The organism is Aureliella helgolandensis (assembly GCF_007752135.1).
In the GTDB taxonomy this organism is placed as follows: Bacteria; Planctomycetota; Planctomycetia; order Pirellulales; family Pirellulaceae; genus Aureliella; species Aureliella helgolandensis.
Genome location: NZ_CP036298.1, coordinates 7,152,565 through 7,176,500 on the forward strand (window position 1 = coordinate 7,152,565; position 23,936 = coordinate 7,176,500).

Annotated in this window: 13 protein-coding genes; 8 read left to right on the forward strand and 5 right to left on the reverse strand. The window is 55.9% G+C overall.

Annotated features, from left to right (window positions below; translation table 11 throughout):
• Window positions 1-2: 2 nt before the first annotated feature.
• Both Q31a_RS25330 and xseB read right to left on the reverse strand, forming a co-directional pair.
• A complete protein-coding gene (locus Q31a_RS25330) occupies window positions 3-959 on the reverse strand; it encodes a polyprenyl synthetase family protein (protein ID WP_231690928.1) in 957 nt (318 codons plus the stop codon).
• Between the two features lie 8 nt (window positions 960-967).
• Window positions 968-1,357 (reverse strand): exodeoxyribonuclease VII small subunit, encoded by a 390-nt coding sequence (gene xseB, locus Q31a_RS25335; protein ID WP_231690929.1) that lies wholly within the window; start codon window positions 1,355-1,357, stop codon window positions 968-970.
• Window positions 1,358-1,583: 226 nt separating this feature from the next.
• Between xseB and Q31a_RS25340 the strand changes: the two genes are divergently transcribed.
• The 6 genes from Q31a_RS25340 (at window position 1,584) to Q31a_RS25365 (ending at window position 12,005) form a co-directional block, all read left to right on the forward strand.
• Window positions 1,584-4,106 carry a hypothetical protein gene (locus tag Q31a_RS25340; RefSeq protein WP_145084211.1) on the forward strand — a complete coding sequence of 841 codons (2,523 nt, stop codon included), beginning with the start codon at window positions 1,584-1,586 and terminating at the stop codon, window positions 4,104-4,106.
• 143 nt (window positions 4,107-4,249) lie between these two features.
• Window positions 4,250-5,971, forward strand: a complete 1,722-nt coding sequence (locus Q31a_RS25345) for an ABC1 kinase family protein (RefSeq protein WP_145084214.1) — start codon at window positions 4,250-4,252, stop codon at window positions 5,969-5,971.
• 99 nt (window positions 5,972-6,070) lie between these two features.
• A complete protein-coding gene (gene queC / locus Q31a_RS25350; protein WP_145084217.1) occupies window positions 6,071-6,772 on the forward strand; it encodes a 7-cyano-7-deazaguanine synthase QueC in 702 nt (233 codons plus the stop codon).
• Window positions 6,773-7,064: 292 nt separating this feature from the next.
• The gene (locus tag Q31a_RS25355) at window positions 7,065-8,258 is read left to right on the forward strand and encodes a nucleoside monophosphate kinase (RefSeq protein ID WP_145084220.1); all 1,194 of its coding nucleotides are present in this window, start codon (window positions 7,065-7,067) and stop codon (window positions 8,256-8,258) included.
• 333 nt (window positions 8,259-8,591) lie between these two features.
• A complete protein-coding gene (locus Q31a_RS25360; RefSeq protein WP_145084223.1) occupies window positions 8,592-10,646 on the forward strand; it encodes a YgiQ family radical SAM protein in 2,055 nt (684 codons plus the stop codon).
• Between the two features lie 360 nt (window positions 10,647-11,006).
• On the forward strand, window positions 11,007-12,005 hold the full coding sequence (locus Q31a_RS25365) for a YhdH/YhfP family quinone oxidoreductase (RefSeq protein ID WP_145084226.1): 999 nt from the start codon (window positions 11,007-11,009) through the stop codon (window positions 12,003-12,005).
• Here Q31a_RS25365 and Q31a_RS25370 read toward each other — a convergent pair.
• Window positions 12,002-12,370, reverse strand: a complete 369-nt coding sequence (locus Q31a_RS25370; protein WP_145084229.1) for an amidohydrolase — start codon at window positions 12,368-12,370, stop codon at window positions 12,002-12,004. The genes Q31a_RS25365 and Q31a_RS25370 overlap by 4 nt on opposite strands.
• Before the next feature lie 212 nt (window positions 12,371-12,582).
• Here Q31a_RS25370 and Q31a_RS25375 point away from each other — a divergent pair, with 212 nt between their 5' ends.
• A complete protein-coding gene (locus tag Q31a_RS25375) occupies window positions 12,583-14,451 on the forward strand; it encodes an adenylate/guanylate cyclase domain-containing protein (protein ID WP_197355695.1) in 1,869 nt (622 codons plus the stop codon).
• A gap of 54 nt (window positions 14,452-14,505) precedes the next feature.
• On the opposite strand, the gene Q31a_RS25380 is transcribed toward Q31a_RS25375, so the two are convergent.
• Both Q31a_RS25380 and Q31a_RS25385 read right to left on the reverse strand, forming a co-directional pair.
• Entirely contained in the window at window positions 14,506-15,939 is a 1,434-nt protein-coding gene (locus tag Q31a_RS25380) for a DUF1501 domain-containing protein (RefSeq protein WP_145084235.1), read from the reverse strand.
• Between the two features lie 6 nt (window positions 15,940-15,945).
• Window positions 15,946-19,578, reverse strand: coding sequence for a DUF1553 domain-containing protein (locus tag Q31a_RS25385; protein WP_145084237.1), 3,633 nt, complete (start codon window positions 19,576-19,578; stop codon window positions 15,946-15,948).
• Between the two features lie 595 nt (window positions 19,579-20,173).
• Between Q31a_RS25385 and Q31a_RS25390 the strand changes: the two genes are divergently transcribed.
• On the forward strand, window positions 20,174-23,812 hold the full coding sequence (locus Q31a_RS25390) for a hypothetical protein (protein ID WP_145084240.1): 3,639 nt from the start codon (window positions 20,174-20,176) through the stop codon (window positions 23,810-23,812).
• The last annotated feature ends 124 nt before the right edge of the window (window positions 23,813-23,936 follow it).

The window sequence follows — 23,936 nt, forward strand, 5'->3', positions numbered from 1 at the left end:
TCTCAATTGCTCCTGTCGACCACAAATCTAGCTAACTTGACCAGACTACCTTTTCTCTCACCCAATACCGCAATCGCATCGATTGCATCACTCACGAGTTGTTCCGCCATCTGCCGGGACTCCTTGAGCCCCAGCAGGCCGGGATAGGTCAACTTACCCAAACCACCGTCCTTATGAGTATTCTTACCAAGTTGATCACTTGTCGACTCCTCGTCTAGGCAATCATCGACGATTTGAAACGCCAGGCCGATATTGTGTCCAAAAAGTGTCAAACAGTCGAGTTGCGCCCGACTTGCCCCCCCAATTGTAGCGCCAATTTCGAGACTAGCCACAATTAGGGCTCCAGTTTTTCGGCGGTGGATACTTTTGAGGTAGGCGAGTGGGTCGAGTGCTAATGCGCCTCGAGCCTCCTCCCCCCAACGTCCTTCGGCGGCTAAGTCATCGACCTGCCCCCCCACCAACCGACTACGCCCAGCAGCCACACTGAGGACCTGGCAGCATTTGAGGGCCACGCCTGCTGGCAATTGGTGGCTCAAGACCTCCATCGCCAGCATTTGCAGGCTATCGCCAGCCAAAATTGCAGTTGCCTCGTCAAACTTCTTATGGCTCGTGGGAATGCCGCGCCGCAGATCATCGTTGTCCATGGCTGGCAAGTCATCATGGATCAAGGAGTAAACGTGCACAAACTCGACGGCACATCCACCCGGCAAGGCAGTTCGCCACTCACCGCCGCACGCTTCACAGGCGAGCAGGACCAGGATGGGGCGCAGTCGCTTGCCGGCGGACAATACGCTGTATTGCAGTGCATCGGTCAATCGCTGGGGACAATCGACGATCCCATCGAGGTACTCAGCGAGCGCATGATCGACCGCCTCGCGCATGGGGGTAATTCGTGTCAGCCAGCTTTGTTGAATATTTTCGGCCATGCCTTGGTTTTCTGAATCCTTACTCTCTAACATAAATCGCGCTAGAACAACTCTTCACCAGTCGCAGGCGGCGGGGTCTGCTTCTTTGCCCGACTGCTATCCGCGGTCCGCCGCTGGCTCCGCCCCTCTTGTTTCTGCTGCAAACTGTCGGTCGAGTCCGCCTGAGCTTGGCTGATTGGATTTCCCTGCGCGTCGACCCCACTGAGCAATTCGATCCTTCGCTCGACTTGCTCAAGTTGCTGATGGCATCCCTTGAGCAGCCCAACAGCTTGGGAATAGTCCTCCAGGGAAGACTCCAGGGAGCTTCCGCCATCCTCCAACCGACGCACGATTGACTCCAGGCTTGCCAAGGCTTCCTCGAACTCCAATCCCTCGAACTGCTCGCTCGAATCCTGCTTCGCTTTGCTCTTTTTCGCCATCAGATTTGCCATTCGGGTCAGTACTTCACGGTCTATCGCTTCCAGCTTCCCGGTGATTCCCCGCCGGTTGTTCATTCAAAGCTGTGCGCTCGCTGGTCGGAATTATCGCTACAACCAGAGTTTAGCCTAGTGGCAATTGGAATTGCATGAATCTAGTGCCCTGACTTTTTGGTCTCCGGGGAGAAAAAAAGACTAAGAAACAATAGTCGCTGCTCTTACTGAACGGATCTGGATAACTATGAATCGCGCTACGAACTTGGCTCCTGATGTCGCAACGTGGGTTTCCGAAGTCCAAGAGCGGCTTCGCGCGGAGATTTCTGAGACGCAGGCAGCGAGCGACCATGTAACACTTCCTCATGCGCTCTATGAAGAACTCTTCGACGGCCTGCAACAGTTGCTCGCAGGCAGCCACACGCCCCCCCCAAGCAGCGAATTGTCGATCAACCAGATTATCGACTCGATCGATGAATCTCTCTCGCAATGGCAGGTCAACATTGCGACAGCCTTCCAACACTCGACCGCCAACGAGTTGTCCGACCTCTTGCAGCAGGCCCAGCATCGCACGCAGCAGCTCGACGAGCGCGAGCGGCGATTGGACGAACAAGATCGCGAATTTTCAGAACAACGCGCCAAGCTCTACTGCCAACAATCTCAATTGGCGCGACAACGCAAGTCGGTGGCGCGAACCCTGCAACTTCGCCGCGCAGAAGCTGCCCTAGCGCTCGAACAAGAGCGGCAGGAGTTGACGCGAAGCGTTCGCCAGGAAGTGCGCGAGGAGCTACGCGAAGAATTCGAGCAGCGCGCTGGTCTCGAATCCTCGGAAGAGATTCTGGAAATCCGCAACCAACTGACCGCCGCGGAAGCACAGCAACAGGCACTCCAAGAACAGCTCGACTCCGCATTGGCTGTCCAAGAAGAACAACGCTCTCAAGCGTCGGATTCCGAAAACCGACATGCCGAGTTGACGCAGCAAGTCGAGTCGCTGAGCGCCTCGCGTGGTGAACTCGAAGAACGCCTGCAGAACGCCGAATCTCAACACAGTGAATTGACGCAGTTGAAAGAAGCCGCAGATGCCGAGGTCCAAGCCGTGAAGGAGGAACTCGCCGCGCTGAGAGATCAGCATCAAAGCTCTGACGCAAGCAACCAAGACCTTATCCAGTCGAAGGAAGCTGCCGAAGCGGAAATTGCATCGCTCCAACAGGAACTCAATGCACTCCGCGACCAACATCGCGACTCAGATGCGAACACCCAAGAGCTGCGGCAATCGAAAGAGGCTGCCGACGCGGAGATCGAGTTGCTCCGACAAGAGCTCAATTCGCTTCGTGAACAACACCAACACACAGACACAAGCAACGGCGAGCTGCAACAAGCCAAAGAAGCGATCGAAGCTGAAGTCGAGTCACTCCGACAAGAACTCCAGAGTCTCCGCGAGCAGCACCAAGATTCGGATGCAAGCACCCAAGAACTGCGACAATCGAAAGAGGCTGCCGAGGCAGAGATCGAGTCGCTCCGACAAGAGCTCAATTCGCTCCGCGAACAGCAGCAGAACGTGGATGCCAATAGCAGCGAGTTGCAACAAGCTAAAGAGGCAACTGAAGCTGAAATCGAGTCTCTCAAACAAGAACTCAACAGTCTCCGTGAGCAGCATCAAGACTCCGACGAATCCAACAACGAGGCAGCCACTGCCCTGGCAGACCTGCAAGTCGTGGCTCAACTGCTCGAGGAAGAGAACCTCCAGCTCCGCACCACCAACCTCGATCTGGAAGTCAAGTGCAACAATCCAGTCATCGACCCCGAAATGCATGCTGAATTAGAAAGCAAATTGCATGAACTGGAACGACAACTGGCTCTGCAATCCGAACAGCTGAGCCAGTCTCTGAATACCGAGTCTGAATTGCTGGAAGAGCATGAGTCGCTGAAGAATAAGGAACACTCCTTAGCCGAAGAACTGGCTCAACAGAAGGAGTCTGCAGAACAGGAACTCCAATCCACCCAAGAGCAGCTCGTCAACCTTCAGAATGAACTAGAGGAAGCTCGCATCCATCTGTCGGTATTGGAATCGGCCAGTGGAGGGAACACCGATAGCGAGTACGAATCGTTACGAGAACTGCTCCAACAATCGCGTGAGGAACTCAGTGAACTGCAGAATCTGAATTCCGATCTATCCTCCCAATTATCCGAATTCCAACTGGCCAGAGAGAACGCGGCTACCAACCTGCCTTGCGACCATGAGAGTCTCAGTTGGGAGGAGCGCAAGCGACTCATCATGCGACAGTTAGAAGAGGAGTGCGAGGACGAGAGCGGTACTGGTGAGGGCGAGGGAGCCACCGTCAAACGGCTAGAGATTGAACAAGTTCTGGCGACCACGGAACACGAGATTGAAACCCGCGATCATGAAATCCAAGAACTCCGCTCAATTATCGAACAACAGTCGGACACGAAACAGGGAGTCGCCATCGGAGCAGCAGCGATCGCGCAAATGTTTGATTCTGAGCCGCTCATTCAACAAGAACGCCAGAAGCTAAAAGACATCCAAACGGAATGGCAGGAGAAACTACGCCAAGCGGAAATCGATCTATCGATGGAGCGGGCTCGCTTGGCCCGAGAGCGAACCATGCTGGAATCGGAGGCTGAAGACCTGCGACAGCAATTGGCCGCTTCGAGCGATGCAGAGGCTTCCGACAACGCTACCCCGGGAGCTTCTCGGAAACGACGCTGGTTGGACCATCTCGGCCTTCGCGATGACCCAAACAACAAGTAAACGTAGAATGCCGGTGTGACCGATGGGGGGGGGGAGATGCATTGCCCCACAACGGCAATGCACGCCACAACCAGTCATTGTAGAATGCTCCTGCAATCTGGAATGCACTCGGAACCTCTCGTGCTTGGACGCCTAAGCAGCGCATGAAAATCAGCTCCATACCTCAGCTCTACCGAAATTTCCGCCGTTGGCAGGAAATCCTAGGAATCTTGCGCCGCTATGGCTTGGCCGATTGGTTAAGCCAGTTGAAATTTGATTTCATTCGCGACTGGATCAAAGACGAGCAGGGAGTGCCGCTCGCCAGCTATTCGCGGGAGAAGCGAATCCGCCTGGCGCTCACCGAACTCGGGCCGACCTTCATCAAACTAGGACAAGTCCTCAGCCTCCGCCAAGACCTGATCGGTCCCGAGTTGGCGTCGGAATTGACTTCCCTTCAGACGCATGTCCCCGCCGACCCGGCTGGGAAAGTTCGCGAAATCATTTGCGAGGAACTGGGAGCCCCTGTCGAGGAGCTGTATGCAGAATTCGACGGCGAAGCCATTGCCTCGGCCTCGATCGGTCAAGTCCACATGGCTCGCCTCCACGACGGCACTCCAGTGGTGATCAAGGTTCAGCACGCAGATATCCAAAACAAAGTTCACGAAGACCTCGAAGTCATGGCAGGCCTGGCGACACTGGCCGATCACATTCCAGAGATCGCCATTTGGAAGCCCATTGTTCTGGTCGAACAACTCTCCAAATCACTCCGCCGCGAACTCAACTTCAATCGCGAACTGCAAAACCTGCAACTCTTCCGCAAACTACTGCATCACCTGGATGGTGTACTCATCCCCAAACCATTCCCCAAACTCTCGACCGCTCGAGTGTTGACGATGGAATTGGTACATGGCGTTCCGATCAACCATTTGGCACGCAAAAATCAACAAGGTAAGTTCAGCGAAGAAGCTCGCCAAGAACTTGCGAGACGGACCGCAAACGTTTATGTGGAGATGATCTTTACGCACGGCGTATATCATGCGGATCCGCATCCTGGCAATATTCTGATCGGAGATATCCCGGGCAGCAGCCACCAACAATTGGGATTGCTCGATTTTGGGATGGTCGGTCGAATCGATGACCGCTTGCGCGAAACCATCGAAGAGATGATGTTGGCGGTCGCCTCGCGCGACGTATCGCTGCTAACGACCCTCATCAAGCGTGTCGGAAATCCCCCTCCCAGGCTCGATGACAGCATTCTCTCGATTGACGTGGCAGAATTGGTCGCCACCTACGGCATGCAACCTCTGGAGAGCTTTGACCTGAGTGGCGCTTTGAACGACGTGACCGAGATCATGCACCGTCATCAAATATCCCTGCCGCCACAAACCTCCCTACTGATCAAAATGCTCATTACGCTGGAAGGGACCATTCGGCAGCTCTCTCCGCAGTTTTCCCTGCTCGAGGTCATGCAGCCCTTCTTCCGCAAAATGTGGCTGAAGCGGCTCTCACCAAGGCGGCAGATCAAGCGGATGCGGCGTATCTACTTGGAATTTGAAGGACTGCTGGAAACCCTACCAGGGCAAATCAGCAGCGTCATGCAACTTGTCCAAGAAGGCCGACTCGACGTTCACCTAGCCCACAAGGGACTCAGCCCTTCGGTCAATCGCCTGGTACTCGGGATGCTGATCAGTGCCGTGTTCCTCGGTTCCAGCCTCCTGCTAGCTTATAAAGTCCCACCACTGCTCTTCATCGAACCGACCTGGCTCGGCATCGAAAAGCTAAGCTTGTTCGGCATCCTAGGGTACGTACTCAGCCTCTTGGCCGGTATACGCCTAATCTTAGCCATTAACCGCTCGGGACACCTAGATCGTTCCGACAGCGATTAGTTACACTGGCTCCTACCGACGTGCAACCGAGAACTCGGAATCGTTTCACTCCCCACGCATCCATTCAATGTGATCCTTTCACTTGAGGCGTTCCGCCCTGTGACTATTTCCAAGCCAGCCGTCGTCTTGCTCAGCGGCGGCCTCGACTCCACGACCGTTGCCGCCATCGCCCAAGCGGAAGGTTTCGAAGTGCACGCCATTAGCTTCCACTATGGCCAACGTCATCTGTTCGAACTCGATCGCGCCCGCCAAACGGCCCAGCGATTGCAATTGGCTGAGCATATCGTGTTCGATGTCGACTTGGCGCGCTTTGGTGGCTCCGCCTTGACGTCAGACCTCGCCGTCCCCAAGCATGAGTCTGCCGATGAAATTGGCACTGCGATCCCCATTACCTACGTCCCCGCTCGCAACACGGTCTTTCTATCACTCGCCTTAGCCTACGCGGAGACTCTCGCCGCAAGCGATATCTTCATCGGTGTCAATGCGCTCGACTATAGTGGCTACCCCGACTGTCGCCCTGAATACATCGCTGCCTTTGAAACGCTGGCAAACCTGGCGACCCAAGCGGGCGTAGAAGGAACCATGCGACTGAAAATCCACACTCCCTTAATCGCACTCACCAAAGCGCAAATCATCGCGCGGGGACTGGAGCTAGGTGTCGATTACTCCCAAACGATCAGCTGCTACGACCCGCGGCCGAATATGGCCCCCTGTCAGCACTGTGATGCTTGTTTATTGCGCATTCGTGGTTTCGAGCAAAACGGATTGCGCGACCCGAGCCTTACCGGTTTGTCGATTTAAACGCGATTTCAAATTTACGGAGTCGGCAATTTCAATAATTGACCTGTAGCGGCAAGCACCTTTCCCTGCTCACGCAGCAGGTTACTATTTCGACAAGCCATTCCTGCTAGCGGACCACCAACCAACAATTGAGGGGGCGGCAAGTGCGTGCGGCTACCTCTGCCAATTTTTTGAAGTAGAATCGTGGCTTCCTGGACAGCGGGCGCTCCGCCAGAGGTCGCCGCTGTGGAACCAACCCAACATTTCCAGGCATTGTTCCGTCCACTACCGCCGTGCATGAAGTGCGATTTCCATGAATCCTGAAACACCCCCAATTCAGCCAGTGGATCTTGAAATCAAAGATGCGCAACTGATTTTTAATGCAGTCTGGGAGGAACTCAAAGAGCAATACGGTCGAGTGAATCTACGCTTCCCCAAGGAGTTGATCCTATTGGGTGGTGCTCCGGGCTCAGGCAAGGGGACCCACACGGCCTTCGTGATGCAAGCTCGCGGGCTGACCTGCAAGCCCATCGTCGTCAGCGACCTACTCACCTCACCGGAAGCGGTCGCTCTCAAAGATCGCGGTGGCATGGTGGGTGACAAAGAAGTCATCAACATCCTCTTGCGACGCCTGCTGGACGAAGAGTTTCGAGATGGGGCCATCCTCGACGGCTTTCCCAGGACGCGGGTCCAGGTTGAATGCCTGAAGATGCTCGTGGACAACGTCAACAAGCTCCACAAAGACTTTGCCGATACCGAGTTTGCTATTAATTTTCGGCGGCCCACCATTCACGCAATGGTCTTGTTCGTCACCGAGAAAACCAGTGTGCAGCGGCAATTGTTTCGCGGACGGCAAATTGCCAAACACAATCAGGAAGTCGAGGAAACGGGAGTCGGCAAGCTGCTCCCCCTCCGCTCCACGGATTTGCAATCGGAAACCGCCAAGCACCGCTATCGCGTCTTCAAAGAACAAACCTGGAGCGCTCTGCAATCCCTCAAAGAAATCTACCACTACCACTTTGTCAATGCAGAAGGGCCCATCGAAGAGGTCGAAGCCAACATCCTACGCGAACTTCAATACCAGAGCTCGCTTGAACTCCATGCGCGAACCTACGATCGCCTGCGACCGCTTCCACTGGCCGAAGACATCGTCCTCCACGCCAGGCAACAACTCGTTAATCGACTCGACAGCTATGAACTCGAAAACACCGACCTCTTCATCCGCGTGGTGAACATGCTGCAGTCGAAGTTCATGCCCATCATCCAACGCCACGCCCTCTCCGGTCGCGCCCAAGTCAACACCGAAGACTCACTGTTCCACAATCCACTCGCCCTCTCCATGCTCATTGATATTTTCTCCGAACGTGGATATCACGCGGTAGTCGATAAACATATCCAATCGATCCCAGAACGAGTCAACCTGGAGACCGGCAGCATCGATCACCGCGAAAAAATTGTCTACCGCGTCCAAATCAATTTCAAAGGCTCCCAAATCCGTCGCGGTTGAGCAATGGAGCAATGAAGGCTGCGGCAGCAACGCGCGCGAATTGCCACCGCAGCGACTCGCCACACTGGCAAGGCCGCTGTGACTGTTGCTGCAACGTGATGCGGGGTGCAATCTTCGCCTAGAAACCGAGCGAATGCCCCTCACGGGACAAGCCAGGAACGTTCCAACAACGGCCTCGGTAGCCTTAGCTTATCGGCGAAGCGAACGCACCCCCTAGTGAGGGAGGCAATTGCTCTTCGACAGCTGACAGCCAGCGGGATATACTGTGAGGAGTCTTTACCATGCTCCTCCGACTGCATCGCTCATGCAGGCACTGCACCGCAAGCCAAACTCATGCAACTTCCCGTACTTGGCGAAGCAAAAATTGCCGATCGCTTCCTTACGAACCTACCGCAAACCTGCGGGCCGACTGGCAAAGTGGCGTTGCAACCACTCCCCATGTCAATGCAGGAAGCTCGGGATCGCGGCTGGGATGAATTGGACGTCGTCATCGTGACCGGCGATGCCTACATCGATCACCCGAGCTTTGCGATGAGCATCCTGGGCAGGGTCCTTGAGGCGGCTGGATATCGCGTTGGGATTATTTCCCAGCCCGACTGGCATTCGTGTGAGGATTGGAAGCGTTTTGGCCGCCCACGTCTGTTCTTCGGCATCAGCGCCGGGAACATGGACTCCATGATCAATCACTACACGGCCAATCGCAAAGTCCGCAACGACGATGCCTACTCACCGGGTGGGCGGATTGGACTGCGTCCCGATCGAGCCACGTTGAGCTATTGCCAGCGAGCTCGCGAAGCTTTCAAGGGAGTGCCAGTAATTGCCGGGGGTGTTGAGGCCTCGCTGCGCAGATTGGCGCACTACGATTTCTGGAGTGACAAAGTCCGCAAAAGTGTCCTGTTGGATTGCAAAGCCGATTTGCTGGTCTTCGGCATGGGAGAGAACGCCATTGTCGAATTGGCACAGCGGTTGGAAGCTGGTGAGTCGGTCAAGGATCTGCGCGACATGCGAGGCGTGGCCTATGCCCTGGGTGCATCGGAAACAGCACCGGAAGATGTCTTAGCTCTCCCCAGCTACGAGGAAGTCGTGGCCGACAAACTGCAGTTTGCCGAGGCCACTCGCATCATCCACCAAGAGACCAATCCCTACAACGCGCGACGCCTAATCCAACAGCATGGAACGCAAGCCATCGTCGTCAATCCTCCGCAATTGCCGATCTCAGAAACCGCCATGGATCGAATCTATGGGCTGCCGTATACCCGGCGTGCGCACCCCAGCTACACCGAGTCGATCCCTGCCTTCCAAATGATCAAGGACTCCGTCACGATTATGCGTGGCTGTTTCGGGGGCTGCACCTTTTGCTCCATCACCGCACATCAGGGACGGGCTATTCAGTCGCGGAGCAAGCAGAGCATCATTGGTGAAATCGAGAACTTGGCTCAAGACAAACAATTTAAAGGAACGGTCAGCGATATTGGTGGCCCCACCGCCAACATGTATCAAATGAAATGTACGAAACCTGAGGTCGAGGCCAAGTGCCGTCGCCAATCGTGCGTGCACCCCAAGATTTGTAAGTTGCTGGGAGTCGATCACCAACCCGTCATTGAACTCATGCGGGAATCGCGCGAAGTCAAAGGGGTCAAAAAAGTGCTGGTCGCCAGCGGCGTTCGCATGGATCTGGCCCGCCAGAGTCCCGAGTACATTCGCGAATTGACCAAGCACCACGTCGGCGGACACCTGAAGGTTGCACCTGAGCACGTCGACCCCGAGGTCTTGTTCAAAATGCGCAAGCCGGCCAACGATGACTTCGAGTACTTCACCGAAATCTTCAAAGAGGAGTCGAAGGAGGCAGGCAAGAAGCAGTACTTAATTCCATATTTCATCGCCAGTCACCCCGGTAGTGATCTGGAAGCGATGATCAACCTGGCTGTATTCCTCAAGCAGAATGGCTACAAGCCCGATCAAGTCCAGGACTTCATCCCCGCACCTCTGGATGTCGCCACTTGCATGTACTACACCGGCATCGATCCCTTCACCAAGAAACCAGTGTTTATTGCTAAGGGACTGCGAGATCGCAAGACGCAGCGCGCACTGATGCAGTTCTTCAAAACCGAAAACTACTTCGAAGTTCGCGAAGCCCTTCGGCAAGCTGGCAGGACCGATTTAATCGGTGATGGCTGCGATGCCCTGATCCCCTCGCAACCTCCCCGCGAAGCGCGCATACGTCGTCAGAATGATGCCAACAAGCGCTTCCGTGGCGAGTATGTGCACACGATACCCAACGCCGCTAAGGCCGAGGATGGGAGTGCTGCAGATAAAAAGCAGTCGAAAAAGCAACGCCGCAGTCGCAATTCAAAGGGCTACCGTCCGGGTCGAAAAGGGGCGCAGTAGAACCAGGGGCTCCCCGGTGCAATCCCATGCGGTCGATTGCAATGCACTTCTAAGCCAAGATGTCGCTGGCTCCACCGGGACGAGCCCGCAGCGGAAGCCGATTGGCCATATAGGCTCTACGGTAGCCAGTAGTTGTGCACTCCGATTCCGGGGCAAGCCCGGCGGAAGCAGACGCGGAGGCTTCTTGCATTGGTCCCCAACAAATCAGTCACAGTGGCGCCCGTCCGGCTTGCCCGGGCGGTGCAGCAATTGGCAGCTACCTAGTTGTGGCCGTAGATCATTGCCACACCAACAACGCTGTGCAGGGCTATACTAAACGTTCTTCCTGATATTCTTGGACCGGAACACTCAAAGCGTTAGATGCCAAACACACCTTTTGAATGCCTCATGGTGGAACAAGTCGAGCAGACCACGCGACTTGAGATCACCTCCCTAACTCTCCACGATCTGCCGGCCGGAGAGGTTACCATCGCCGTCGAGTACTCATCGCTCAATTTCAAAGATGCCATGGCCTGCCAGGGGCACCGTGGCATTATTGGCTCGCTGCCACATGTGCCAGGGATCGATGCTGCTGGTGTCGTGCTCGAATCGACCTCACCGGACTATCAGCCGGGCAATCGCGTACTGGTCACGGGCTACGATTTGGGACAAAAGCATTGGGGAGGTTGGGCGCAGCGCATACGCGTACCAGCCACATGGGTCGTCCCACTCCCCAGCGGTCTATCGACTCGCGAGGCCATGATCATTGGAACTGCCGGTTTTACCGCTGCCCAATCGGTCCTAGCCCTCCAACGCAATGGAGTTCTGCCCGAACAGGGCGAGGTGTTGGTGACCGGTGCAACCGGGGGAGTGGGAAGCATGGGCGTCAAACTCCTAGCACACCTGGGATACCAAGTCGTCGCGGTAACCGGGAAATTGGATCAACGGAATGCACTGCGACAAGCGGGGGCCACTCGCGTCGTATCGCGTGAAGAGGTGTCCAACGATTCCACACGTCCCATGCTGTCTGCCCAATGGGCGGGTGCCATCGATACCGTGGGTGGTCAGATGTTGACGAGTCTCCTGCGAGGCACTCAGTTTGGTGGCTGTGTTACCACCTGTGGCTTAGTGGCGGGCGCGGAACTGAACATGACGGTTTACCCGTTCATTTTACGGGGTATATCCCTGTGCGGCGTGGCATCGGCCGAGTGCCCCTATCCACAGCGGCTGGCGATTTGGAAACGACTGTCCACGGATTGGAAGCCACGGACATTGCCTCACATGGTCACCGAGGTCACGCTCCGGGAACTCCCCGAACAAGTCGATCGCATGCAGACCGGGCACAGCCTAGGTCGGGTCGTTGTCCGCTTGAATCCCTAGTCCTGGGGCGTTTTTGCAGGCTCGACTGTCAACAGAGTGATAATCCGCTCTACGGCCAACGTCAGGGAACGCCCCGCCATTTTAAAATTGGTGTGGCCAGAGACTTCGGGCTGAATTTCGAGGAAAAGCTCGGTAGCGAGCCGAAGCTTGGACAATTTTTTGCGGGCAATTTTCAGGTACGCGGCCGCATCGTTGGCATCCAACGCAGGCCCCAGAGCCAACATAAAATCGTAGAGATCGCGATGAACGGAAGCCAATTCTTCATCCTCAGACGCTTCATCGCTGTGCTTCAGAAACGTGCGTACCATCCACACGTGGGCCACTTCGGCATCCACCTGATGCATTAGCTCGCTGGTCGAATCCATCTGCGACAACTCATTCAAAAAGCAGTGTGGGCGTAAAACTTATCGATAGCTATAGTAGTTACTCAACCGCCTCGTGGTGCGGGAATCGCAATCCAGAGGCGCATCGGTCTGGGGGAGTGCTGAGCAGCTAGCATTGTGGATACTTTATCCTTGCGGCATGATTCCGATCGCTCGAATCGCCCTTCCAACTGAAGTAGATGGTAAGCAGCAATATGCCCGATCTCATCGCACAAGGCCCTCGCCCAACCGATCGCTGGCGTCGCTCGTTGCCAGAAGCAGGCACTCCGGTCATTTTAGGGCGCATCGCTGAACCATGGAATGTGGCCTGGGATGATCGCATTTCACGTGAACACGCGACGCTCTGCTGGGAAGGCACGCACTTGGTCGTTACCAAAGCACCACGCGCTCGCAATGCGATATTTTATCGAGGCCAACAACAAGAACATTTTCAGGCATCCGTGGGCGAGCACTTCGTCATCGGGCAAACCACGTTTACACTACTGGATCAACGCGTTCATTTTTCGCAGGCGGATTCTCCAGCCTACGCCGAGCAGACGTTCTCACCTGGGGTGCTGCGGCAAACCAAATACAAAGATGCAGATCGTCGCATTGAGGCGTTGGGGAAACTCCCAGACATTATCGCTGGAGCCGGTACCGACCAAGAACTCTGCGTCCGGATCGTCAACCTGCTACTCCAAGGAGTCCCCCAAGCTTCCTTCGTGGCAATCCTCACGCTGCGCACCGGCAGCGACGATTCCGCCGAAATCCTCACTTCCGAGCAACGAGTTCCTCCCCACGAAGCGGGAGCCGCAACTCCCAAGTCAGCTGAAGCGGGTGAGGAGTTGGATATCCTGCACTGGGATTGCCGGACACTCACCGGGCAGAATTTCCGCCCCAGTGCGCAACTGGTTCGCAATGCGACTCAAACGGGCGAAAGCGTCTTACATGTTTGGAACCGAGCCGTAACCGCCAGCACCTCTTTTACTCAAAGCGAGAACGTTGACTGGGCATTCTGCACCCCCGTCGTCTCCGACGCTTGTCCCGGTTGGGCGATCTACGTGGCAGGCGATTTTGCCGGCCCACTGAGCCTTTCTCCGCGCGGCGCCTCAGGCGATTCCGATGCCCTCCAGGACGACTTGAAATTCACCGAACTGACCGCCACAACGCTAGGCGCATTGCGGCAAGTCCGAGTCCTCCAGCGTCGCCAAGACAGTTTGAGAAACTTCTTTGCTCCCGTCGTCCTCGACGCCCTTGCTGGTCGCGACGCAGATCAAGTCCTAGCCCCCAGGGAGACCGATGTCTCCGTCCTGTTTTGTGACTTAAGGGGTTTTTCGCAACAGAGTGAAGACGCAGCCGACCGACTGCTGGAATTGCTGCAACGGGTCAGCGACGCGCTGGGCGTCATGACTCATCACATCCTGGCCAATGGGGGAGTGGTTGGCGATTTTCACGGAGACGCGGCCATGGGGTTTTGGGGCTGGCCCATCGCCGCCAAGAACTCCATTGAACTCGTCTGTCGGGCGGCACTGGCAATACGCCGCGAATTTGAACTCGCCTCAGCCCAACCGGCTCACCCGCTTGCCAATTTCCGGGCGGGCTTGGGTCTCGCATCGGGCTCCGCCGTTGCCGGCCGCATCGGCACTACCGATCAAGTCAAAGTCACCGTGTTTGGTCCCGTGGTGAACCTAGCCTCTCGCCTAGAGGGCATGACTAAACAATTGCAAGCCTCCATCTTGATGGACGAAGTCACTGCCGATTGGGTGCGCAAACATGTCCCACCGGAGGTGCTGCGAGTGCGGCGCGTGGCCAAGGTTCTGCCCTACGGAATGCACATCCCCTTGGTTGTCAGCGAATTGCTGCCACCGGCGGGTCCCGAGAGCTTCTTAACCAACGAGCATGTCGTCGCTTACGAAACGGCCTTTGAACATTTCTTGGCAGGGGACTGGCACGAAGCCTTTAAGCAACTCCACCGAGTTCCCGCAGAAGACCAGGTCAAGGATTTCCTAACCGTCTACATCGCACAACATCGACGCACCCCGCCGCCTGGCTGGCAAGGCGTGATTGAATTGCCTGCCAAGTAAAGGGCGTCGCGACGCGGATTGCATGCACGCATTTTCATTGCACAGCCTGTAGGCTCAGGCAATCAAGTCCTGGATGACTTCGCCATGCACATCGGTCAATCGATAGTCGCGTCCCTGGAAGCGGTAGGTCAGACGCGTGTGATCGATTCCAAGTAGATGCAGAATCGTGGCTTGAAAATCATGCACATGCACGGGGTTTTCCGTCACGCCAAAACCGAGTTCATCCGTTGCTCCGTAATCAAAATCGGGCTTTGCACCGCCCCCGGCCATCCACATCGTAAAGCAATCGGGATAATGATCTCGACCGAGGACGGCGCTATTTGCCGTTCTCCCCTCGCGAAACGGCGTCCGGCCAAACTCGCCTCCCCATACGACCAGTGTATCCTCCAACAAACCGCGTTGCTTGAGATCCCGTAGCAGCGCCGCCACTGGTCGGTCCATGGTGGCACATTTTTCGACCAAACCATCGCCGATCCCGGTCCCCGGACTGGTGCCATGATAGTCCCACCCCCAGTCAAACAACTGCACAAATCGAACGCCCGATTCCACCAGACGGCGCGCGAGCAAGCAATTGTTGGCTAGGCTACTTGCACCAGGCTGAGCACCATAGTCATCCAACACGTACTGCGGCTCGCGCGTGATGTCCATAACCTCAGGAACGCTGGCCTGCATACGATAGGCGAGTTCATACTGGGCAATTCGTGTCTGCGTTTCCGGATGCCCCATATCCGAGGCTTGGAAGTGATTGAGTTGATTGAGTGCATCCAATGTTCTTCGTCGCAGTGCCTTGTCCATCCCAGGCGGATCGGAAGCAAACAACACGGGATCGCCTTGAGAGCGGCATTGGACTCCCTGGTAGACGCTCGGAAGAAAGCCGCTTCCAAACGAACTCTTCCCTCCATTGGGTTGAACTCCACTTGAAATCAACACGACAAAAGCCGGCAGATTTTCGTTTTCAGATCCCAGACCATAGGTCACCCACGAGCCCATCGAGGGGCGGCCGGTGCGCGGTGAACCGGTATAGATCAATAGCTCGGCAGGAGCGTGATTGAATTGGTCGCTATACATCGAATGCACGCGACACATTTCGTTGGCGACTCCATGCAAATGTGGAATGGCAGAAGACATCCATCCCCCGCCATGCCCGACTTGCTTGAACTGCTGGGGTGTACCGAGGAGCGTGGGGGTCCCCGTCGTAAACGCAAACTCGCGTCCTTCCAAGAAAGACTGCGGACAATCTTCACCATTGCGCCGCACCAGTTCAGGTTTATAGTCAAACAAATCCAGGTTGGGCGGCGAGCCAGTCATGTGGAGATAGATGACCCGTTTGGCCTTCGGCTTGACGGCGGGAGAAGAATCCCCGCCAGCGGCCAACGAGGATTCGCCACGCAAAAGGGAGCTAGCGGCAATGGCTCCCAATCCCATGGCTCCGTCGCGCAAAAAATAGCGTCGGGTCCGTTGCTGCATGTTCTGTACGATGGGATGCATCAAACTCTACCGTTTCATTAGGACTTCATCTAGATTTAAAAGCACATTGCAAACTGCGGTCCAAGCAGCCAGTTCAACCACATCGGCACCGTCAGGAGCCGGGCCAAGTGGGTCGGTGGCTAGCTTCTCAGCCGCAGTTTGGTCCTGGACCAGTCCGGCTCGAGCATCGGTCAACAACGCGAGCAAAACGTGAGATTCCCTATCCGTAATCGTGCGAGAGGTGCATCGACGGAAGACCCTGGCCAGTCGCCTAGAATCAGAGTCCCCTTCCTCATACCGTTCACTCTCCGGCACCGCAGCATGTCCATCGCCAGCGGCGAGCACCACCTGTCGAGCCAGCGACTGAGCCGCTTCGACAAAGGCTGGATCATTGAGAGTCACCAGTGCTTGCAAGGGCGTGTTGGTACTATCGCGGCGCAGCGTACAGACCTCGCGACTCGGTGCATCAAATGTTGCCATGGAAGGGTAGGGGTTCGAACGGCGCCAGGTCGTATACAAACCACGCCGATAGCGATCCCCTCCATCGCTCGTCTGCCAATCCGTATCACCACCAAAAGCAGCCTTGAGGCCCAGGTTGGGTTGCGGAGGGCGTACCGGCGGGCCATACATCTGCTGCGATAATAAGTCGGCCAATTGCAGCGATTGATCACGCACCATTTCCGCGCTCAGCCGAACGCGTGGCCCTCGCGCCAGCCATTCATTGTCCTTGTCTTGCAGCAGCACTTGTGGAGTCACGCGTGAGGTCTGTTGGTAAGTTTGACTCGATACAATCTGCCGAAGCAGATCCTTCTGATCCCAACCATTGTCCATCAGCTCCACCGCTAGCCAATCCAACAATTGGGGATGGGTTGGAGCATCGCCTTGCGCTCCAAACTCCTCACTAGATCTTACGATCCCAAGTCCAAACAGAGATTCCCACAAGCGGTTTGCCCAGACGCGCGCCGTCAGGGGATTACGTCGATCGACCAGCCATTTCGCCAGTGCCAAGCGATCGGGCGGCCCTGTGGAGTCGGGTAGAGGATGAAAGATAGCTGGCGTGCCGGGTTCCACTCGATTTCCGAGTGATTTGTAGTTACCACGAATCTGGACAAACGTCTCGCGGCTATCGGCCCCAGGCACCGCGCGTTGCACCGGGACGCTGGTCTCCGGTTTCAACTCCTTAAGCTGCAACTCCAATTCCAATCGTTCGGCCCTCAGGGACTCGGTTGCTGCGGCCAAATTTTGATTGAAAAAGAGCGACCAAGCTTGTTGGTCTTCTAGACTGCGCTGGGCGGATGGTTGTTTTACAATGTAGCGTAGATTTTCTGGAACTGCCGTCCAGCGGTCAACGGCAGGATCGATCGAAGCGGCCACGCGGAACCGTCCCAATTGATGCTGACCATACCCCGACTCTTGACGAATCTCAATGCGCAGACGCCCTGGTTCGGTGATCGACAGCGGACGGTCAAGGAGTAGTGTGAGTGCGTGCTCCGCTTGCGAGCGTCCACCAATGCCCCAGCCCGACTTCCCACTTCCATCGATAACCGCTGACGCCGGAAAATCAGTTTGCTCGTAGTCTGCAGTGGCCCGGGAAAAGGCGAGCGGCGTGGACCGTTCGAACACCAGTTCTTGGCTCAGCTGAGGCGCTTCGCGCAAGGTTTCCCGCGTCAATACTTGTCGCGACTCATCCAACAAGCTAATTACAGCACCGTTCAAACGCGACTGCAAATTGCTATCAGTCCGGTTCCACACGACGACTCGGTCGATCGCCTGCGGTGACCCCAAATCGACCTCCCACCATGGAGCATCGCTCGTCTTTGTGTGCGTGGTAGAGTTCTGATTGTAGTCCCCGTCCGTATCGCCATCGATCGCGCGCGACGCGTCCCCCGCGTAGTCCGTACTGCTTTGAGATGCCGTCCCCTGCAGGGCGATATTCTTGTCAAAACTCCAGACCTGCAACTCAGCTAAGGACAACAATCGCGACTTGCCAGGCAGTTCAACGCGAACAAACCTCGCTGGCACTCGCGAAGTGGCTGCGGCGATGCTCCTCGCGGAAGGCAGGAGGGTACCGAGTTCAGCTTCACGCACACGGTCCAAAGTGTTGCCTGGAAGCAGACTTGCGGAAATCTTCGTCACCACGAAATTACCATGCTTCGTCAGCCCCACGGCACCATCGCGCAGCGGATCTGGCAGGACGGCCAACTGCAGCGATCTTAGAGTTTGTCCAACCCACGCGGAAGGGAGCTGCAGTTCGACGGAGTAGACGTCACCCTTCTCAGCATCGGTTGCCTGCCCCTCAGCAAGTTGAGCAGACAGGATATTGCCATCGAGCTCCCTGGCAGCAGCGCCCGCCTGAGAGTCGAACGCGAGCGGCCGGAGCGTCGTCCAGTGAGGTTCCGTCCACTCCTCCTCCCATTGCTTCATTTCGGAGTGCACCACCTTAGGAACTTGATGGAGTTGGCGGTCGATTTCCTCCAGCCGTGCGTCCCAAGCCTCTCGAGCGAATAGTTGATCGCGCGTAAACAATTCGATGACCGGTTTCTCGTCACGTCGATCGGCATCAGCAGTTTGATTGAAAATCGCAAATAGCTGGAAGTACTCGTCATGGAGAAAGGGATCGTATTTATGGGTGTGGCACTGGGCGCACGCCATCGTAACTCCCATCCAAACGGCCATAGTCGTATTGACTCGGTCGACAATCGCCGCATTGCGAAACTCTTCGTCGTTGGTCCCCCCCTCACTATTGGTCATCGTGTTGCGATGGAATGCAGTGGCCACGAGATCTGCTTGAGTGGGATGGTCAAGCAGGTCGCCGGCCAATTGCTTGACCGTAAACTCTTCGATAGACATATTCCCATTGAGCGCGTCGATGACCCAATCTCGATACGCCCAGATAGTCCGTGGCGGATCATCGGCGTAGCCAGCCGAGTCGGCGTAGCGTGCTAGATCTAGCCATTTACGGGCCCAGTGTTCGCCATAGGCGGGTGAAGCCAACAGACGCTCCACCTGGCGTTGATAAGCACCGGGAAGTGGATCTTGCTCAAAGGCATCGATCTGGTCTACCGTGGGAGGCAAGCCGATAAGGTCCAAGCTAAGTCTCCGCAGCAACTCCCCGCGGCCTGCTCGGGGGGAAGGGGCCAAGCCATGCTTCTCTTGCTCGACCAACACGAATCGATCGATGGCCGACTCCGTCCAAGAATGCTCATGGTCGGACGTTGCGTGCTGGGAGGCGAGAGGCAGGCTGGGTCTCTTCGGCGGCACAAACGACCAATGCTCCGGTAGCTCAGCACCATCTGCAATCCACTGGCGAATAATATCGGTTTCTACTGGGGTAAGCCCCGATCCAAAATCCGCAGGGGGCATTCGCTCGGAATCCTCGGCCGAAAGCATGCGGCGGAGCGCTTCGCTACGATCCGGTTCGCCCGGAACAATCGGGAGCTCCCCCGAATCAGCCTCACCCAAGTAGGACTCACGCGCGTCCAGCCGAAATCCACCTTGACGCTCCGCTGCATCCGGTCCATGGCAGGCAAAACAGCGGTTGGAGAGAATGGCTCGGGCCTCCAGCGCAATCTGCGACGAATCGGCCGCCAGGACGCTGCTAGGAGTGAGTATTAGAACCAGCAGACCAAGGAGACGCCGGCAAGAAGTGTACGCAAGCATTTGGGGTTCAATCAGTTGTCCGGGCAGGAAGGGAGCCAGGCAGGTAGGAGCCGACGGGTAAGTAGCTCGGCAAGCAGGTTTCCATTGTAGCTCTCCCGGCCCCATGGGAAAAAGGAAAGCTTGCCCCGGCAGCCCTTATTTCTCCAAGAACGCACGTTCTCCGTCTGTTGAAACAGTAGACCACCGCGGGACGACTTGCGGAGCTGGATATTGCCCCACCCGCGTAAGCAAGGTTGGAAATAGTGCGCCGCTGCGTGGGCAAGAAAGAGTGGTTGTCGCAACCGATTCAGGGGCGCGCTAGCGTCCCCCAGGCATGGAAATGCAATCCCCACAATTGCCTGCAAGGCGCCCCACGCCCCTCTCTTGAAGACATGCATCGGAATACGGAATTGAGGGCCCGCTCAACAGATCTGGAAAGCATCTCAGCGTTAACCTAAAGCGATTATGCGGGTCGCCGCAGTCCTATCCATCGTAATGCTCACGACTAGTCAGAATAGTCATACAGCTCAATCCATCTGTACCCGAAATAGGGTGAATGGAGGGTGGACAAAACTCGCACGCCACTCCTCTGCCTGACTTTTATGGAGGAACGGAGATGGTGCAGTCGCTGCGTCCAATTGCTTGGGCATTGATATCATTAATCATCACACAATCCTTCGCTCCCCCCGCTTGGGCCGATAATCCACTGTGGGACAAGATCAAGCAACTCGGTCCTCGGCAAGGACATCCACCCGAGACGAGTCGCGACGGCGCATTGGAAGAGCTGGCGTCGAACATCGACTGGCTTGAACACGAACTGGACCAATGGGGAACGGTGGTTCCCAAGACGCCCGATGTGTGGGGAGAGGCCAGGCTGACTCAATATCGATACGAAGTTGAACAACAGCTCAAAAACGAAATTAATGGCTTTCAGAAAGACCATCTGAGTGGCGCTCAGTTTGTTAGCGACGAGGCAGCCCTGTCAGCCGCCATGTCCTTCAATTTTGCGCCCGCTGGTAACACCGTCCGCCCCTTGCCGATTAGTAGCGCTCTCAACAATACGACGGTCACCGTCCCCGGCGGAACGGCAGCGGAAGCAAGCGAGTCGGGGATCAACATCTCGAGTACGATTGCCGATACGACGCTTGGCAATTCGTTCCTACCATCCCCTCCAATCCTTGGATTTACGAGTGGGATTAAGCTCGAACAAACGGAACAGCTAAACCAACTGAAAGGGTACCTCGATCACCTAAACGCCCTGCGCCGCATCAACGAGGGGGACGACGTCTCTGATGCACCTGGATACTCTCTAAGCTTAGTTCGCATTCCCATTTCGATACTACCAGGAACGCACAGCCGCGAAGGTTACGGGGCAGAGATCACCGTGACCGCCACAGCAGAAATTGGCCCCGACTTGCTGCTGCCCACATTTCGTGACTTCGTCATCAACGACTTAGTGGATCAATGGTCCATCCCGCTCACACGGTTTCTCAATGACGACCCCCACGTGTCGCGAGAGGCACTCGACTCCTTTACTGCATACGAGCAAGACTTGCAGGGATGGACTCAATGGGCGGTACCAGCGGCTCCGTTGTTCGTAGACATCTTTCACAAGTTGAACTACATGATCAGCGAGCAACCGCAATTCGGGCAGCAGGTCTCCCATGCTTTGAAGGGCATCGAGTCCGAATTCTACGACGCGGGCTCCAATTACTTCATGATCGACGCGCCCGAGATTCAGCAATTGATGGCCATGCACCCAGTCCGATTCCTGCGAGAGAGTTACACGGTCCTTAAGCCTATCGAAGGTCTAGAAGCGATCCAAGAAATGTCCCCCAGGATCGATAGTGGCTCCATCGCCTCTGCCCAACCACTGGATAGCACAGGGTACACCTACAGCGATACAGAGGGGAAAACCGGTGCCATATGGGGCGCCTTCTACCAGGGCACGAAGCTTGCGACCGCTTCCTTAGAGTCGTCCTCTGAGCAGGAAATGCCTGGCTTGAGCATGTTGCCCGATGCACAAAGTCGGGAAGCCACAAGAAAGTTCGAGGAGGCAAAGCTATCCCAAGAGAGACAATTGCTGGACGCTCTGTGGCAACGATTTCAAGACTTAGAGCGGCACATCAAGAGTATTGAAAAATCTGGCGAAAAGCTTGCTTCTTATGAAAGTATCCCCAGCCATCAGGGACGCAAATCAACACTCCCATTTCCGCCATCGCAATTAACCACGGTGATGAGTATTGATCAGAGTGCACATGTTGCCAACTGGGCTTACCAGGCGTTCAAGAGCGACATCATCAATCGGCAAATCGTGCACATTACTGACGTACAGGCCTTGCTACGGAGTGAGTTTTCAGCGGCCTACGAGCGACTCTCCCTGGAATCGGCACAGCACCTTTGGGACAGAGAATCGGGCGGCCAGAGAGAGTTATATCTCGCAATCCGGCGCAACGACTCTAATACGATACGGAGTATCCGGAATGATTTCCTGGAAGCGATTTCCCGTGATCCGGCGCTCAATCCCTCACCACATCCGTCGAGATTCAACGCGCACCTCGAAGACCTCGTGCCGTCCAACTTCCATAACGCCCCGATTGCCTGGGGAGTGTATGTAGAGTCCATCTTGCTCAATGAACGCTTGCGGGAAGACATGCAACAAACCGCCAACTCGGCTGGCGGAAACATGGCTCCTCACTACTGGATGCCTTTCTTCGGTCCCAATCCATCGCTTGAGGCTCGTCAGGCATTTGCCGACTACGTACAAGCGAAATGGCCCATCAAGATATTCACCGTCGATCCAGTTTCCACTGAGCAGAATATCGCCGATTTCTCTGCGGTCAGCCGTCAAATGCAACTGGCCATCGCGATGTCTGTCGCAGGAGGCGAATTGGGGGTTGGAGCCGCACTAAATACACTCCGTAAAATCAAACGTGAAATGGCGACGGTTGACTTGAACCGGACGGTAGTGGGCTTTAGCCACACCGACAATAGCTTTGGTTGGCAATTCTACCCACGTTTTCAAAACGCTCCGGTTGAAAGCAACTTGAAGGTCTTCTTCCGAGATCTCGTGGCGGGTGGGCCGACAGACGACCAACTCCTCAGAAGTCGGCAGATTGAGCCTGGCATCCGCGAATGTACCGCGTTGGTCTTGATGCCCTCCTTCGTACCGAGTGTGCGTTTCGACACGCGTGGCAACTGGTTCAAGTTGACTCGCCCCGGACATACCGCCATCTCGGTCAAAGAAAATCTAGAATACAGCCGGAGCATCGAAGCGATGCGCAATAATGCCCTCGCGTGTGTGCGTCATCCCGATCGCTACCGACCGGGAGAACTCGAGCGTCTCCTGCAGCGTGTCAATCAACTCGACGCCACCCTTCCGCTACAAACATTACACTGCCAAGTGCCCATGGAAAATTCCCTGGGGGGCTTCGAAATTCTCTCCAATGGCACACGAGAACTGTCCCCCGAACTGTTGGGTTGGTACGGAACTCCTGGGTATGACTCCGCGAAAGGTGCCACTGTTTTTCTGGTTGGCGATAATTTCAATGTACGGCAAACGGCCGTCTTAGCGGGGAACCGTCAAATCCAGATTGATAGCATGCTGAGTCGACAGGTAATCCAAGTCCATCTGCCCCCCAACCTCCCGATCCTGAAAGACTCCCGTCTCGCACAAATGGCCCCTGGAGACTACTCGGGTTATGTCGACATCCACCTCGCAACTCCCTACGGAGTCAGCGGTCATATGCTGCTACCTGCTGTACAGCCCGAGAAACAGGCAGCGCCCACTGGTATCGTCTTTCGCAACGGATATCTCTCAGCCTTGGGGAAGATCAGCGTTACGAGCGCAGCCCCTCCAGCATCGGCTACTCACCAATTGGAATCGTTGGAGTTCGAAGACAACTCGACCATTTCGCTCCAACTACCTGCACTCGATGCCTTGTCTGGCACCGCCACTTTAAAGGTTCAGTTGTACCAATCGCTGGCAACCGGACTCCAGCTGGTAGACCTTGGCTCGGCGGTTAGCCTGACTGGTGAAATTTCTACGGACACGCACGTGCTGACCATTCCGCGCGAAGAGTTAGCAAAGCTGCAAGCCCCCCTCAAAAGCTTCCTCGGTCAGCAAGTCTCCGACCGTCAACTGCGCAATGACAAACGGGCCTTTGCCCTAACGGGGACGCTGACAATCGGCAACCTCGTGTCAGACGAACCGGTCACGGGGCACATTCCTCTCACGATTACTCTGAGCAATTAGATCTCTCAACAACGCACGCTTCGGTAAAGCTTAATCCTTGGAATGACAGGAAAAAGATGTCCAACACCAGAAGCCCCAATGGCCATCCGGGAACTTCAAATTTTGGTGATGGGCACCTTTTCCC

Bases quoted from the DNA above. Each gene is read 5' to 3' on its own strand.
- xseB (WP_231690929.1), bottom strand. From the start codon at position 1,357: ATGGCAAATCTGATGGCGAAAAAGAGCAAAGCGAAGCAGGATTCGAGC.
- Q31a_RS25340 (WP_145084211.1), top strand. From the start codon at position 1,584: ATGAATCGCGCTACGAACTTGGCTCCTGATGTCGCAACGTGGGTTTCC.
- Q31a_RS25355 (WP_145084220.1), top strand. From the start codon at position 7,065: ATGAATCCTGAAACACCCCCAATTCAGCCAGTGGATCTTGAAATCAAA.
- Q31a_RS25345 (WP_145084214.1), top strand. From the start codon at position 4,250: ATGAAAATCAGCTCCATACCTCAGCTCTACCGAAATTTCCGCCGTTGG.
- Q31a_RS25365 (WP_145084226.1), top strand. From the start codon at position 11,007: ATGCCAAACACACCTTTTGAATGCCTCATGGTGGAACAAGTCGAGCAG.
- Q31a_RS25380 (WP_145084235.1), bottom strand. From the start codon at position 15,939: ATGCATCCCATCGTACAGAACATGCAGCAACGGACCCGACGCTATTTT.
- Q31a_RS25360 (WP_145084223.1), top strand. From the start codon at position 8,592: ATGCAACTTCCCGTACTTGGCGAAGCAAAAATTGCCGATCGCTTCCTT.
- Q31a_RS25390 (WP_145084240.1), top strand. From the start codon at position 20,174: ATGGTGCAGTCGCTGCGTCCAATTGCTTGGGCATTGATATCATTAATC.
- Q31a_RS25370 (WP_145084229.1), bottom strand. From the start codon at position 12,370: ATGGATTCGACCAGCGAGCTAATGCATCAGGTGGATGCCGAAGTGGCC.
- Q31a_RS25375 (WP_197355695.1), top strand. From the start codon at position 12,583: ATGCCCGATCTCATCGCACAAGGCCCTCGCCCAACCGATCGCTGGCGT.
- Q31a_RS25385 (WP_145084237.1), bottom strand. From the start codon at position 19,578: ATGCTTGCGTACACTTCTTGCCGGCGTCTCCTTGGTCTGCTGGTTCTA.
- Q31a_RS25330 (WP_231690928.1), bottom strand. From the start codon at position 959: ATGTTAGAGAGTAAGGATTCAGAAAACCAAGGCATGGCCGAAAATATT.